The organism is Paenibacillus sp. Root52, assembly GCF_001426865.1.
Classification (GTDB): Bacteria; Bacillota; Bacilli; order Paenibacillales; family Paenibacillaceae; genus Paenibacillus.
Genome location: NZ_LMFO01000023.1, coordinates 205,911 through 220,805, shown reverse-complemented (window position 1 = coordinate 220,805; position 14,895 = coordinate 205,911). Strand labels below are relative to the sequence as shown.

Sequence of the window (14,895 nt, the reverse complement as noted above, 5' to 3'; positions counted from 1 at the left end):
GGTATTCGGAAATGTGGAGTGCTCCGAACCCGTCAATTACAGTTTGCGCAATTGAATACGTTGGATGGAGTGATCGGCTTCCTTTTTCAGAATAAGTCTAGCTCTTCCCTTCGTTGGCAAAATGTTCTCGTGCAGATTTTTGGCATTAATATCTTGCCAAATCTGACTAGCCGTTTGCACAGCTTCTTCCTCGCCAATATTGGCGAAACGACTGTGGAAGAAGGAATCTGTATTCTGAAACGCGGTGTTACGTAGAAGCTTGAATCGCTCAATGTACCAGTGGCGTATATGTTGTTCTTCTGCATCAATGTAGATGGAAAAATCAAAAAAGTCGCTCACAAGTAACGGTGTTTCTTTCTTAATTTGAAGTACGTTAATGCCTTCAATGATCAGGATGTCCGGCTGGCAGATCGTTTTTTCCTCGCCTGGAATCACATCATAGGCTAGATGGGAATAGACCGGAGCTTTGACTTCGGGCTTACCGGATTTCACATCACCCATGAATTGAATGAGTGACTTGATATCGTAGCTCTCAGGGAAACCCTTGCGGTTCATTATGCCCTTTTCTTCCAGCACGGCGTTGGGATATAGGAATCCATCTGTCGTAACGAGGTCGACTTTGGGATTGTTTTTACCTCTGGCTAGCAGAGCTTGTAGCAGGCGAGCAGCCGTACTTTTGCCTACGGCAACACTGCCTCCAATCCCGATAATGTAGGGCACAGGGTCAGCTTCTTTTTTTAAGTAGGAAGCCGTTAATCGATTTAATTCTCTTGAGACACTTGCATATAAGTCAATAAAGTGGGTAAGAGGTAAATAAATATCTTTTACTTCCTGTATAGATACCTCTTCATTTAATCCCTTGAGTTGTTCTAATTCCATTTCCGTCAGCGGAATTGTGGTCTGATGCTCTTGCAGTTCAGCCCATTCCTTGCGGTTGAACTCGATGTAAGGAGAATATAAATTCATGAGATCCCGCTTTCTATATGTAATGTAATCTGTGACACAACCTTTAGTGTACCAAATTTCAGGAAACTGACAACACCTTTACATTTAAAATAGAGTGTAGAGTCGAATTATACCATGCGGAAGGGTGACAGCAAATGATCGTCTATGAGAGAGAGCATGATTTTGTATTGACCGCACAACAAGAACATGGGCAAGTGGCTGGAGAGATGGCTTCTTATTGGAAAAGCGACTTGCTCGCTGATGCCAGTCACTTTGAAGAGCTTGTTCTTGCGGCAAGAGAGCATGATCGTGGATGGATTGAACTGGATGCTGCTCCATTCTGGAATGATTACAGTCAGTCGCCTTACTCGTTCCGTGACTTTCCGCTACGTCCGCGCTTTGTATTTTACCAGAAGGGAATCGCTGAAGTCTGTGTAAAAAGCGTGTATGCGGGATTGCTATGCAGCATGATGTATACGGAGTTGTTCCAAAATACGCTGGGTGCTAATGCCCATGATGATGACGATATCAGGGAATATCTGAATAGCGAGCGCAAGCAGCAATCGGAATGGATTGCACAGCTCGGAGGTGGAGAAGAGTTACAACGTAGATTACAAAGTGATGTGGACATTATGCTTTTTTGTGATCAATTGAGTCTATTTCTCTGTATGGAGGAACCAGGCACACCTGCGGCACGTTATGAGTTTTTTGCTGAAGGGTTAGGCTGTACATTTGATGCTTGTGGGAGACAACCGATTCGGGCGGAGTGGATCTCCAAAGAGAAGGTAGGCTTATCTTATGTTCCCTTTACAGAAGAGTTTACGGTAGTTATGCCTTATAAATCTGTGCCGAAAGCCAGCATTCGTAAATTCGGTCTATTACAGGCCTATCGTCGTGCGGAGTGGAAAGAACGTAAAGTTTTAATTACAGCATTGAATCAAGATAGCCATTAATCATGAACGACGAATAGGTTTAACTAAACAGACTCCGAGACTCTTCGGAGTCTTTCTTGTGCATGGCTTTTTCTAATCATTATGCATGATTAGAAACTGCTAGAAATTAAGATCAGTCGAAGCAGGAAAAACCAGTGGATTACCAGAAATGTTAATGTACAACGAAGGATTACAGGAGGACACGTATGAGTACACGAATTGAGATTCTAACCATGTGCATGGTGTGGGATAAGTTACATGGCAAGGTGTTATTAATGAATCGTCCGGATCGTAAAGGATTTCCGGGATATATCGCACCTGGAGGCAAGGTAGACTATCCAGAAAGTATTGTAGATGGAGCCATGCGAGAGGTAGAGGAGGAAACTGGACTTAAGGTTACTGAAATCACGTATAAAGGACTAGATGAGTTCTGTGATCCGGAGCAGGGATTACGTTATATGGTGTTTAACTATCTGGCGACGGCATTTGAGGGAGAACTATTACAGAATCCGCCCGAAGGTGAATTGATATGGATTCCTTTGGAACAAGCACTTAATCTACCGATGCAGGACTGGTTCGCAGAACGTTTTCCGCGATTTTTCAATGAGGGTACGTTCGAACGAAGTGTGATCTGGGAGAAATCCACAGGGCAGACGCTGAAGGAAACGTTTAAGGTGTATTCCGATAAAGTTCTTCAATAGCAGAGATCATCCATATCTATATAGTAATATCCATATATTATGATACAATGAAGTTTACTTTGTTTTGATTAGAAGTAGTGCCATCGCATCAAGGAAAAGGGATTGGGGCTACTCTGTTAGAAAGAATGCTTCAGCGACTTCAGCACCTCTACATGATTGATCTGTTATGCGATGGAGAAATGCAGAATTTCTATGAAAAGCAAGGAATGATCAAAGCGTCAGGAATGCTGATTCGCAATTATTCCAATCAATCAGGTGCAACATCTAGTTCATAGATCAAGTAAAAAGGGTTATATGGAGCGTGGCTACTATGGTGAAAATATATGAAGATTTAGCCGATACATAGGCTTCTGCAAACGGACGTAAATGAATACTGTTTACAAAAAAAAGGTGGGTTTATCATGAAATTGTCGTTCCGAATTTTGGATTGGGAAGAAGAAAAGCCTTATGAGCTTCTATTGATGGCTGATCCTTCGAAAGCGATGGTTGACGAATACTTGAGCCGAGGTGTTTGTTTTATCGCTGAATATGAAGGAGAGATGGTCGGAGAGTTCGTCTTGCTGAAGACCCGGCCGGAAACGGTGGAGATTGTTAACATTGCGGTACAGGAAGAGTTGCAAGGACAAGGTGTAGGTAGACATATGATCAAAGAAGCGATTGAAGCTGCACGTAGATTGGGATGTAAGACAGTTGAGATTGGCACAGGGAATTCAAGCTTTCACCAATTGAAGCTGTATCAGCGTTGTGGATTCCGTATTGTTGGAGTGGATCGGGATTTCTTTGTAAGACACTACGAGGAAGAGATCATTGAGGGTGGCATTCGTTGCGTGGATATGATTCGTCTGTCATTGGATCTGGACACCGTTCCGAGGCAGGAGGAGAAGTGAACATATATCGAATGGACTGGACAGACAGTCGAGTAATTACGGCTTTTGACAGCAAGGCAGCCATGATCACACCTATTCTTCGTAATACTGCGGGGTGCCATGTCGCATTTTTGAAGCTGAATGCCGGTGGGAATGTTGGGCTTCATCCGGCCGTAGGTGAGCAATTGTTCTTCGTGCTGGAAGGAGAGGGCTGGGTAGAAGGTGGCGATGGAAAACGAGTGATGATTAAGTCAGGAGAAGCTGCCTTCTGGTCCAGTGGTGAGAATCATCAATCTGGCTCAGACCATGGTCTGACCGCTTTAGTGATTGAAGGAGAAGATTTGGTTGTGCGTATGTCTTTGACAGCAGATGAAGCCGAATAAAAGGGAGTGGTTCATTTGGAATACATGTGGGTTGCTGTGATCATCGCTGGCTTGGTGGTTACGCCATCACTTTATCAGATGAACAAACGAATACGAAGGTTGGAAGAACAGGTTAGACAGATGTCCGACGATAGGAGAATTCTATAATGGAGCGTTATACACATCTAGGCGTTTACGGTCTAATGGTTTGGGAACAGAAGGTACTGCTGATTCAGAAGGCGCGTGAGCCTTATCAGGGGACATGGGATCTGCCAGGAGGTAGGCTGGAGTTCGGAGAAACACCGGAAATAGCGCTCCATCGCGAGATCGAAGAGGAGACGGGGCTCACAAATGTTCGACTGTCTCTTCGATCCGCGCAATCCAATCTGGTGCAGTGGATGTATGAAGGTAGTCCTGAAGAAGTCCATCACATTGGCGTTCTATATGATGTCTATTTGGAATCAGATGAGCAAGCCTATGATATCAAAAAAGATTCGGATGGCGAAGATTCTTTAGGTGCAGCATGGTTTACGACGGAACAACTCCGTTCACTCGCATTAACGCCGTTTGCGCTGCATATGATTCAGAATCGGATGGAGCTATAAGGAATGACTAACATCGGGGTATAGCGCAGCCTGGTAGCGTGCACCCTTGGGGTGGGTGAGGTCGTGGGTTCGAATCCCGCTACTCCGATTCGCAGCAGTAAATAGGATAGGCTTAAAGATAAGGTCATGAATCTTCGGATTTATGGCCTTTATTTGTATTCCCGCAAATTTATTAGGCTTACGTAGAACATAAAAGAAATGCGGATAGGAATGGATGAACATTAATAGGCATGTTGCAGGATTAACGTGTTTCTCACTATCTATGTATTGTATTCCGTATACGAATCTAAAATGGTACTCATAATCACCACATTTTAGTGTAAAACACGTACCATTGGTTAATGTTTAAAGTAACCGTTTGTTTTTTAACTTTATCGACCACAATTAAAAAGGGGGGAATTAACAACTTTTAGACGCAAGGATTGCACCATTTATTCGATTCATCTAATTTATGCATCAATCGAACTAAAAATAGGAAATGCTCCTGAGCGCAAAAGTTTATAGAATAGATATTAGAACACAGAACTTCAGTTGAAAATATTGGAGAATGTGTAACCTTCGAACGGATCAGGACAGTATTCGACATCTGTGCGACGGTATATACAATCATTCTTTTTCTATGATTTTGAAAACGCAGACAAACCTTGACGGGAGCGTCGGAACAACGTTATTACCACCAACAGCACGATTATTGGACTTCATGAAAAATTTCGCTTAAAATGTTGAACGAACGCAAATTACAGCTTAGTCAATGATTTCCGTCAAAAATACGACTAAATCAAGACGGAGGGAACGTCGATGACGATCGTGGAAGGCAACAAGAAACCCTGGGAAAGTTACTATGGACCCAATTTGGGATATGTACAAGAACAATATGAATTATTTTCCGAAGACCCTGGTGCAGTTACACCAGCTTATCGGGAGTTGTTTGAACAATGGGGTGCACCGCCGATGCCTGGCAGAGATGCACATACAACCACTTTTTCGGGTAATGCTCAAAATACCTCGGGAAGCGTGGATATTCAACTTTTACAGAAAGCGGTTACAGCCGGGAAACTGGTCTGGAATATCCGCACATATGGCCATCTCGCTGCAGATATTGATCCACTTGGGATTAGTGAAGAAGTAGATACCTCTTTGCTCGAACCGAAGAATTTTGAATTAAATGAAGAAGACCTCAAAGCACTGCCTGCATCCTTGATCTGGGAGGGCGCTGACGGTCAGACGGCAAATGGTTGGGACGCAATTCAGCGTCTACGCCAGATTTACACAGGGCCAATCGCGTATGAGTTCAGCCACGTACATGAAGTTCAGGAACGTGAATGGCTCAATCGTCGTGCGGAATCTCGCACTTCCCCTGCACCACTTAATCAGGAAGAACGGACTGCCCTATTGGAACGCCTAGTAGAGGTGGAGCAATTCGAAGATTTCCTGCATAAAACCTGTGTGGGACAAAAACGCTTTTCTATTGAAGGAAACGATGTGCTTGTACCAATGCTGGACGAAGCTGTGCGGATTATGTCGCATGCGGGCTCAAGCCATATCCTGATGGGGATGGCTCACCGGGGACGCTTAAACGTACTGGCACATGTACTGGGTAAACCATATAGCAAAATCTTCTCTGAATTCCATCATGCCCCGAACAAGGATTTGGTTCCATCTGAGGGTTCTACAGGAATCAATTATGGATGGACGGGGGATGTAAAATATCACCTAGGTGCTAATCGCTTTGTAAAAGAAGGTGAAACGGTACAGGCTCGCTTGACACTAGCCAACAACCCAAGTCATCTAGAGTACGTAAACCCTGTTGTACAGGGATTCGCTCGTGCTGCACAGGATGATCGCCGTGAACCGGGTTATCCGAAACAGGACGTTTCCAAAGCAGCAACTATTCTTATGCATGGTGACGCAGCATTCCCTGGTGAAGGAATTGTAGCTGAGACGTTGAATTTCAAAGCTCTGCCAGGTTACCAGAATGGTGGAACTATTCATATTATTGTAAACAATCGCTTGGGCTTCACAACGGATAGTAGTGACTCGCGCTCCACGCATTATGCGAGTGACCTTGCGAAGGGGTATGAAATTCCGATTATACACGTTAATGCAGATAATCCGGATGCTTGTATTGCAGCAATTCGGATGGCCGCAGAGTACCGGAATCGGTTTAAAAAAGATTTTTTGATTGATCTAATCGGTTACCGTCGTTACGGTCATAACGAAACGGATGATCCAGAAACAACACAACCGAAGGTGTATGACAAAGTTAAGGCTCATCCGACCGTGAGTCATCTGTATCAGGATCAGTTGAAACAGGAATCTATTGTTGACGAAGCGGCTATTAATAACATTCGTGAGGCTGTGACGAACCGCTTAAAAGAAGCCTATGACCATATGAAGAAAAATGAAGTACATGAATACTATCAACGGAAGACAGAAGAGCCTGAAGCAGTGAAGGTGATTCCAACTGCGGTACCGCTTGAGAATCTACGAAGTATCAACGCAGATCTATTGAAATGGCCGGAGAATTTCAATGTGTATCCGAAGTTGCAGCGGATTCTACAGCGCCGTAGCACGTCACTTAATGAAGGCGAAAAAGTTGATTGGAGCCTTGCGGAGACACTTGCATTTGCAACTATTCTTGCAGATGGTAAGCCAATCCGGATCAGTGGTCAGGACGCAGAGCGTGCAACATTTGCTCACCGGAACCTGGTGTTGCATGATTCAGAGAATGGAAGTAAATTCTGCCCTCTGCATCATTTGCCACAGGCACGTGCTTCGTTCGCAATCTACAACAGCCCATTGTCTGAGGAATCGGTGGTTGGATTCGAATATGGATACAACGTGTATTCGCCAGAAACTCTTGTCATCTGGGAAGCTCAGTTCGGTGATTTTGCTAACTGTGCACAGGTTATTTTTGACCAGTTCATATCGGCAGGTCGCGCGAAGTGGTCGCAAAAATCAAGCCTGGTTATGCTGCTTCCGCACGGTAATGAAGGTCAAGGGCCTGAGCACACAAGTGCACGTCTCGAACGTTTCCTACAGCTTGCTGCAGAAGACAATATGACCGTTGCTAACTTGACAAGTGCTTCTCAGTATTTCCATCTGCTTCGTCGTCAGGCTTCCCTGACTGAAACCGAAGATGCACGTCCGCTTGTAATGATGTCACCGAAGAGTCTAATTCGTAATCCACGTGTTGCTTCTCCGGCGATTCAGTTCAGTGAAGGCAAGTTTGAGCCAGTGCTGGAACAAGCAGGGCTTGGCACAAAGCCTGACCGTGTTGAACGGATTATCTTGTGCAGTGGTAAAATTGCGATTGACCTTGAGGATGCTTTTGAAAAAGAAGGCGGAGACTTGTCATGGCTTCACATTATCCGTGTTGAACAACTGTATCCATTCCCAGCAGAAGAGATCCAGCGTGTACTCGCACGTTTCAGCAAGTTGAAAGAGCTGGTATGGGTTCAGGAAGAAAACAAAAACATGGGTGCATGGACGTATATGGAACCACGTCTTCGTGAAATTGCACCTGAGGGTACAATCGTTAAGTATGAAGGCCGTCCGGAGCATGCAAGTCCTTCCAGCGGTTATCAGCTTGTGCATAGCATGGAACAACAACAGATTATTACATCCGCGTTGAAGCAAACGACGAAGAATAATATTCCACTTGGGAGGTAACAACTGTGAGCGAAATTAAAGTACCTGCAATGGGTGAGTCGATAACCGAAGGAACGGTATCCAAATGGCTTGTCAAAGAAGGGGATACGGTTAACCAAGGCGATGTCCTTCTAGAACTGGAAACAGATAAAGTTAATATTGAGATCAGTGCTGAAGAAAGTGGCGTATTGGAGAAAATTATTCGTCAAGAAGGGGATACCGTTGAGATCGGTGAGACGATTGGTACCCTTTCCGCGGGTGCAGGGGGAGGAAGTAGCTCGGCTGCTTCCGAGCCGGCTGCATCGGAGCAAAAACAAGCGACTACACCAGCGCCTGAAGCACCAACACCGCCGCCAGCACCTGTTGCTGCAGGTTCTGAATCTTCTGATAATGGAAACAAGACAGCTTCCCCATCTGCGCGTAAACTAGCGCGTGAGCGGGGCATCGAGCTGGATCAGGTTCATGGTAAGGATCCAATTGGACGCGTATATCAGGATGATGTGAAGGCTCATAGCACACAGGCTACTGCTCCAGCAGCACCTTCTGCGAATAAAGCGCCAGCTGCATCCAGTGCTCCAACCGGAGGTTCTACGTATACTAAGCCAGTTGAACGTCAACGTATGTCTCGCCGTCGTGCGACCATTGCCAAGCGTCTGGTTGAAGCTCAGCAAACAGCAGCAATGTTGACTACGTTTAACGAAGTTGATATGACTGCCATTATGGATGTTCGTAAACGTCGTAAGGACAAGTTTAAGGAGAAGCATGAGATCAATCTGGGCTTTATGTCCTTCTTCACTAAGGCTGTCGTGGGCGCGCTGAAAAAGTTCCCAACCATTAACGCAGAGATTGATGGCGAAGATGTTGTACTGAAGAAATATTATGATATCGGTATCGCGGTATCTGCAAAAGAGGGTCTGGTTGTACCCGTCGTTCGTGATGCAGATCGTCTAGGCTTTGCTGAGATCGAGAGAAGTATTGCTGATCTGGCTTCAAAAGCTCGTTCCAACACGTTGGCACTTTCGGATCTGCAAGGTGGAACATTCACGATCACCAATGGTGGAACATTCGGCTCGCTCTTGTCCACACCAATTCTGAATACACCTCAAGTGGGTATTCTCGGTATGCACAAGATCCAACTTCGTCCTGTAGCCATTGATGCAGAGCGGATGGAGAATCGTCCAATGATGTATATCGCTCTGTCCTATGATCACCGTATCATTGATGGTAGTGAAGCAGTGCGTTTCCTCGTCACTGTGAAAGAACTGCTTGAAGATCCAGAATCCTTACTCATCGAAGGATAAGAAGGATAAAGGTATCATTTGATATACTATTCATAAAAAGGATCATAAAGAAGCCCCGGAATCGTAATGCAGCTCTCGCTAGCATCTTGATTCCGGGGCTTCCTTTTTTTGGTATTGAATGTTTTCTGTTGCAATTGATCCGCTAGCGAATAGCTACGGAATAGCTCCAAAGTAGATAAACAGAGCGCCGCCCCAGTTTATGGAGCGGCGCTCTGTTTAAGGTATCTGCTACTTACCTAAGCTTAGTGATCCTACACTGATTAGGATCATACCGAATCAGCGATATCTGCATTGACAGTGGTGGGAGCTGCGTTAGATAGAACCAGATGGCGATCCAGCCAATCTAATACATCCAGAGCTACGTCTGCCCGATTCGTCTCATGCAGCATCTCATGACGACCACCAGCGTACAGACGGTACTCAATATGTTGAAGCTGAAGCTGACGATATTGAGTGACTAGGTTATGAACACCTTTGCCATGTAAACCAACAGGGTCTTGCTCGCCTGAAAAGAGGTACACGGGCTTATCCTTTGGAATACGTTTCATATTGTCTGGCAGATGTATTTCAATTAGCAGCTTGAAGAAGTCGCGGAAAAACCCTGCTGTACATATCGCTCCGCACAATGGATCATCAATGAACCGTTTAACCTCCTCGGGGTCACGAGATAACCAATCAAAAGGGGTGCTCACCGGGCGGAAGGAACGATTGAATCCACCAAACACCAATGCGTTAAGCAGCATACTCGGATGAGTTGCTCCTTGAATGCCACATTGAAGGAAGGCGAGCTTCTCACCAAAACGCAGAAGACCACGCTTGCCGTTCGTTCCAGACAAAATAAAGGCGTGATAGCGTTCATGTCCCGCATACATTAGGTGCTGGACAAGGAAAGAGCCCATACTGTGTCCCATTAGAAATAAGGGGATATCAGGATACTCCCTAGATGCCACTTCTCCCAGATTGATCATATCGCTGGCCATCCAGCGGAAGGCATCTACCCCGGCATTACCTAACAAATTCGGATCTTCGACCGATTTGCCATGACCTCGATGGTCATTAGCATAGACCGCATAGCCATGGCGGGTAAGGCACTCTGCAAACTCTGCATACCTAGCTGCCGTTTCTCCCATTCCATGTGCAATCTGCACCACACCCCGGACTTCAGTTCCAGGATCAGGAAGCCAGCGGTACACATGAATACGGGTACCTTCATTGCCCACAAGGCCAAAGTTAGATTCCTGCATCTTGTGCCAATCCTCCTTCATTGGTCATTCAAGCCTATTCCAGATAAGACGAAGCTGTTCACTCCACACACTTCAGAAAAGTTAAGGCAAGTAAGAGCGAAGAACAGTGGTATTCCCGTCTAATGTATATGTACCCAGGTTGGCAGGCAATAGATAGCATTGACCTGCTTTTAATTCAATTTTTTCGGACGAGTCGTTGTCCCATGCTAAAGTACCGTTACCTTCACACACAACTAGAATTGTAAAACTCTCAGCGTTTGTGGCGAGCTGCCAAGGCTTAGACACGACTCCTTTTTCAACGACGAAATATGGGCATTCCGCTAACTTCAGCCATTCACCAGAGATTGCGTTGTTCGTTTTCATCGTTGTGGCACCAGCGCCTTCATAGGCAGTGACATTAAGGGAGTCCTCAACATGCAACTCACGAGGCTTACCATCCAGACCTGGGCGGTTATAGTCATAAATTCGGTAAGTTGTATCTGAATTCTGCTGAATTTCAGCCACAACAACACCTGCACACAGTGCGTGAACAGTTCCGGCAGGGATGAAGAATGTATCTCCTGCTTCTACAGGCACTTGACGCAACGTGTCCATCACGGTTCCATTTTCAAGCGCTTCCTTAAGTACGTTACGATCAACGCCTTCATTCAATCCATAAATGATATGTGCGCCTGGTTTCGCATCAAGTACATACCACATTTCCGTTTTGCCGAGTTCACCGGGAGGAAGAGCCTCGTAATCATCCGTAGGATGCACCTGTACAGAGAGATCATCGTTACAGTCTAGAAGCTTGATAAGGAGAGGGAAACGTCCTCCCTTTTCAGATACACCTTTTGTTCCTAACCAAGACGTACCGAGCTGTTCACGCACTTCATCCAGACCTTTGCCAGCAAGTGCACCATTCAATACTTTTGTTGTTCCGTTAGGGTGATCGGCAATCATCCAGCCTTCTCCGATATGACCTTCAGGTGGCGTGAGGCCAAAATTCTCAAGGGCACGGCCGCCCCAGACACGTTCTTTGAATTCAGGTTGAAATTGCAGTGGATATGGATTAGTCATTGTAGTCTCTCCTTTAGTATATGAAATGGTGGAATGAATTAATCAACCTATAACCGGTTCGACTCCTACATGTATACGGTTGCAGGTTATGTAGTATAAGCGACCACTGCGAACAGATAACAACTTATTAGTGGGTTATGGAACTCGCACTTATATTGTTGAGACGTATTCAGCAGATGGTGCTTACAATATGTCTATCGTAACGTATTTGGACAAGTAAGGAAATTACTTCTTCTCGATTCCGATCAAGAAGGGAGAAGTATCACGTTGTAATTGCCGATAGAGCATGACTTGTGCTTCCGTGACAGGTAGAGCAGAAGCCCATTTTGTTACAGCCTCAGCCTCTTGGGAGCCACCTTCATGTCCGGGGTACAGCACAACGGTAATAATCCCTTTTGGACGCAGTAACGTTAGAGCAGCCTCTAATGCAGTAAGCGTACTTTCGGTTGCCGTAATAATGGAAGCATCTGCACCTTCCGCAGGCAAGTATCCAAGGTTGAACATAACGGCTCCAACGGCACCTTGCCAGTCTTCCGGAACAGCTTCAACCATGCGGTCATGGCTTAGCTGTAATAGTGAAATAGAGCCGAGTTTGGCACCGTCCTCTTGTTTGCGAATCCGAGCTTGGGCAAGAGTGAGAGCTTCGCTCTGGATGTCGAAACCAATGACTTGACCACGTCTGCCCACCTGTTGTGCGAGGAATAACGTATCTGCACCTGTCCCTACGGTTGCATCGATGGCGAGGTCTCCAGGTTGTACCCGCGCTGTAATCCATTGATGCGCACAGCTTAGAACCGATAGAAAACCCATCTTATGCTCCCCTCCAGTACTTGCCTTGCCATGTATCACGTTGTCTCAATTCGCGGTCAATAGAGTTCAGCACTTCCCATTTATTCAGCGACCACATCGGGCCGATGAGCAGGTCTCGTGGTGCATCACCAGTAAGACGATGGACAATCATTTCTGGCGGTAGAAACTCAAGTGTGTCTACAATCAGTTTAATGTACTCATCTTGTTCAAGGAAGCGGAGTAGCCCTGCTTCATATTGCTTCACCATCGGTGTTTTGCGCATGAGGTGCAGTAAATGGATCTTGATCCCTTGAACATCCATATTCGCTACGGCACGGCCGGTATCCAGCATCATCTCGTGTGTTTCTTGAGGCAAGCCATAGATGATATGAGTACAGACCCGAATGTTGTGTTTACGCAGCTTTGCCACGGCATCCTCATAACACTTCGTATCATGTGCGCGATTAATAAGTGTAGAAGTGGATTCATGAACCGTTTGCAGCCCCATTTCAATCCACAGATAGGTTCGTTCATTTAGCTCAGCCAAATACTCAATAACGTCATCTGGTAAGCAATCAGGTCTTGTCGCAATGGACAAACCAACAACACCAGGTTGTTTTAGGATCTCTTCGTAGTACTCTCGAAGTTCTTCAACGGGTGCATATGTATTGGTATACGCCTGGAAATAACCAATATAGTGGGCGGTGGGCCACTTCAAATGCTGTTTATCACGAATGGTATTAAATTGTGTAACCAAGTCGTGGCGACGACTGCCCGCAAAATCGCCAGATCCTCGTGCGCTGCAAAATGTACAGCCACCTTTGGCTATTGAGCCATCACGGTTCGGGCAAGTAAATCCCGCATCCAGCATGACTTTGAACACCTTATTGTCAAATTCATTTCTCATCTCATAATTCCAAGTGTGGAATCGTTTATCTCCCCAGGAAAGAGGGCTGGGTAGGGCAGGTGCATTCATCTTCAGGAACTCCTTCGGTTGTTCGTTTATTAATGAAACGCATGCCGTAATGCATTCGTGAAAAAGAACAAAAAACGGCAAAATATGCGTTCTCATGGACTTTTACCATTGTATCAAAAAACTCAAAAAAAAGGGAATGCAGATGCAAAAATAGGCCGGAAAATCACGGTTTTCTTCTTGCTATAGTTAACACCTTGTGTTATATTTAAATCAACGTCAGACACCATCTAATGGGCAGTATTCATCATAGCATTTGAATTAATGTTGACGTCATGGCTCATACTATACCGTGAGGTGATATGAATGAATTCCCAAGTTAAAAACACTGATCTTCATCATGTTTCTGTAGAACTGACGGCTGAAGAGGCACTGGCTTTGACAGGTGTTCGTTTTAATGGAAATCCGAAGGTGAAAGCGGCTGCAAAACAAAAAGTTCGCGATGCTTTTGAAAAGACATTTGATTTTTCGCACCAAGATAAGGTAGACTATGAACTATTAAAGTAGTTGGACCCCAATTCCAAATAAATCGAAGAGGGAATCTTTGAAAATTGCCACTAGTGGCAATTCCGAAGATTCCTTTTTCATTGCTCTTTACAATTGGTCCGTTCTTCGGCAAAATGAAGCTGAGACAAGTATGGATAAACGGAGGAATAAAATGCGTTTACGTGGTAGAAAAGGAATCCGAGAAAATCTGGAGGAACAGGTCGATCTCGTTGTTCTGGAACCCAACCAGTACAAAGGAAAATGGTCTGAACTGTTTGGCAATGACCATCCGATCTTTGTAGAATTCGGTATGGGCAAAGGGCAATTTATTAGCCAAATGAGCTATAAATATCCGGAGTTTAACTTTATCGGAATTGATATGTACGATGAGCTCGTTCGTCGTGCTAGTGAGAAAGCTCGCAATGCGTGGAGTCAGGCAGAAGTGGAGACACCACCTAACCTGAAGCTAGCGCTCGCCAATATTGAACAAATTGAGGATGTATTCGAACCAGAGGAACTGGAACGTATTTATCTCAACTTCAGTGATCCTTGGCCAAAAGCGAAGCATGCACGTCGTCGTTTGACACATCCACGTTTCTTGAAAAAATATAAAGAATTGCTCAACACTAAAGGACAAATTCACTTCAAGACAGATTCGGAGACGTTGTTTGATTTCTCGCTCAATGCCATTGCTGACTTTGGCCTGCAAATGACAAATATCTCTTTGAACTTGCACCGTGATGGATTGAATGAAGAACATGTGATGACTGAGTATGAGCAGAAGTTCATGGGCAAAGGTATGAATATTCATCGGGTTGAAGTCGTTGTTGGTGAAGAGGCTTTGCGTGAATATCAACAAATGCGTCTGGACAAGTATAAAGTTCGTGAGGTTTCAGAAGAGACTGGCGAAACGCAGGAATAATAGATCTGCATCTATCTATAAGTAGTAAAGCGACACAGAGAGCGTTAAAGCCTCAGGTG

At 45.1% G+C, this 14,895-nt stretch carries 15 protein-coding genes and 1 tRNA gene; 11 read left to right on the top strand and 5 right to left on the bottom strand.

The annotated features are described in order from the left end of the window. Window positions 1-36: 36 nt before the first annotated feature. Entirely contained in the window at window positions 37-966 is a 930-nt protein-coding gene (coaA, locus tag ASD24_RS18585) for a type I pantothenate kinase (RefSeq protein ID WP_056698747.1), read from the bottom strand. A gap of 134 nt (window positions 967-1,100) precedes the next feature. Between coaA and ASD24_RS18580 the strand changes: the two genes are divergently transcribed. The 9 genes from ASD24_RS18580 (at window position 1,101) to odhB (ending at window position 9,363) form a co-directional block, all read left to right on the top strand. Then, complete coding sequence (locus ASD24_RS18580; RefSeq protein ID WP_056698745.1) at window positions 1,101-1,898, top strand: DUF3891 family protein; 798 nt, start codon at window positions 1,101-1,103, stop codon at window positions 1,896-1,898. A gap of 185 nt (window positions 1,899-2,083) precedes the next feature. Continuing rightward, window positions 2,084-2,578 carry an 8-oxo-dGTP diphosphatase gene (locus ASD24_RS18575; RefSeq protein ID WP_056698742.1) on the top strand — a complete coding sequence of 165 codons (495 nt, stop codon included), beginning with the start codon at window positions 2,084-2,086 and terminating at the stop codon, window positions 2,576-2,578. 77 nt (window positions 2,579-2,655) lie between these two features. Then, window positions 2,656-2,853, top strand: a complete 198-nt coding sequence (locus ASD24_RS30000; protein WP_082560454.1) for a GNAT family N-acetyltransferase — start codon at window positions 2,656-2,658, stop codon at window positions 2,851-2,853. Between the two features lie 126 nt (window positions 2,854-2,979). Further along, window positions 2,980-3,465 carry a GNAT family N-acetyltransferase gene (locus ASD24_RS18570; RefSeq protein ID WP_056698739.1) on the top strand — a complete coding sequence of 162 codons (486 nt, stop codon included), beginning with the start codon at window positions 2,980-2,982 and terminating at the stop codon, window positions 3,463-3,465. After that, the gene (locus ASD24_RS18565; RefSeq protein WP_235540659.1) at window positions 3,462-3,827 is read left to right on the top strand and encodes a cupin domain-containing protein; all 366 of its coding nucleotides are present in this window, start codon (window positions 3,462-3,464) and stop codon (window positions 3,825-3,827) included. Before ASD24_RS18570 ends, ASD24_RS18565 begins: the two co-directional genes overlap by 4 nt. A gap of 146 nt (window positions 3,828-3,973) precedes the next feature. Next, window positions 3,974-4,411: an NUDIX domain-containing protein gene (locus ASD24_RS18560; protein ID WP_056698736.1), complete on the top strand. Its 438-nt coding sequence runs from the start codon at window positions 3,974-3,976 to the stop codon at window positions 4,409-4,411. Window positions 4,412-4,425: 14 nt separating this feature from the next. Beyond that, a tRNA-Pro gene (locus ASD24_RS18555) sits at window positions 4,426-4,499 on the top strand. A gap of 710 nt (window positions 4,500-5,209) precedes the next feature. Then, on the top strand, window positions 5,210-8,083 hold the full coding sequence (locus ASD24_RS18550; RefSeq protein ID WP_056698732.1) for a 2-oxoglutarate dehydrogenase E1 component: 2,874 nt from the start codon (window positions 5,210-5,212) through the stop codon (window positions 8,081-8,083). Window positions 8,084-8,088: 5 nt separating this feature from the next. Further along, window positions 8,089-9,363: a 2-oxoglutarate dehydrogenase complex dihydrolipoyllysine-residue succinyltransferase gene (gene odhB, locus ASD24_RS18545; RefSeq protein ID WP_056698729.1), complete on the top strand. Its 1,275-nt coding sequence runs from the start codon at window positions 8,089-8,091 to the stop codon at window positions 9,361-9,363. 266 nt (window positions 9,364-9,629) lie between these two features. Here the strand turns inward: odhB and ASD24_RS18540 are convergent, their stop codons facing one another. From ASD24_RS18540 to ASD24_RS18525, 4 genes are all read right to left on the bottom strand, one after another. Continuing rightward, on the bottom strand, window positions 9,630-10,607 hold the full coding sequence (locus ASD24_RS18540; RefSeq protein ID WP_056698725.1) for an alpha/beta fold hydrolase: 978 nt from the start codon (window positions 10,605-10,607) through the stop codon (window positions 9,630-9,632). Window positions 10,608-10,688: 81 nt separating this feature from the next. Beyond that, on the bottom strand, window positions 10,689-11,666 hold the full coding sequence (locus ASD24_RS18535) for a type I phosphomannose isomerase catalytic subunit (protein ID WP_056698722.1): 978 nt from the start codon (window positions 11,664-11,666) through the stop codon (window positions 10,689-10,691). A 225-nt stretch (window positions 11,667-11,891) separates the two neighbouring features. Further along, window positions 11,892-12,476 carry a class I SAM-dependent methyltransferase gene (locus ASD24_RS18530; RefSeq protein WP_056698719.1) on the bottom strand — a complete coding sequence of 195 codons (585 nt, stop codon included), beginning with the start codon at window positions 12,474-12,476 and terminating at the stop codon, window positions 11,892-11,894. A gap of 1 nt (window position 12,477) precedes the next feature. Further along, window positions 12,478-13,431: a TIGR01212 family radical SAM protein gene (locus ASD24_RS18525; RefSeq protein WP_056698715.1), complete on the bottom strand. Its 954-nt coding sequence runs from the start codon at window positions 13,429-13,431 to the stop codon at window positions 12,478-12,480. 303 nt (window positions 13,432-13,734) lie between these two features. Between ASD24_RS18525 and ASD24_RS18520 the strand changes: the two genes are divergently transcribed. Further along, window positions 13,735-13,935, top strand: coding sequence for a hypothetical protein (locus tag ASD24_RS18520; protein ID WP_056698713.1), 201 nt, complete (start codon window positions 13,735-13,737; stop codon window positions 13,933-13,935). Between the two features lie 151 nt (window positions 13,936-14,086). Next, a complete protein-coding gene (trmB, locus tag ASD24_RS18515) occupies window positions 14,087-14,836 on the top strand; it encodes a tRNA (guanosine(46)-N7)-methyltransferase TrmB (protein ID WP_056699898.1) in 750 nt (249 codons plus the stop codon). Window positions 14,837-14,895: the final 59 nt, after the last annotated feature.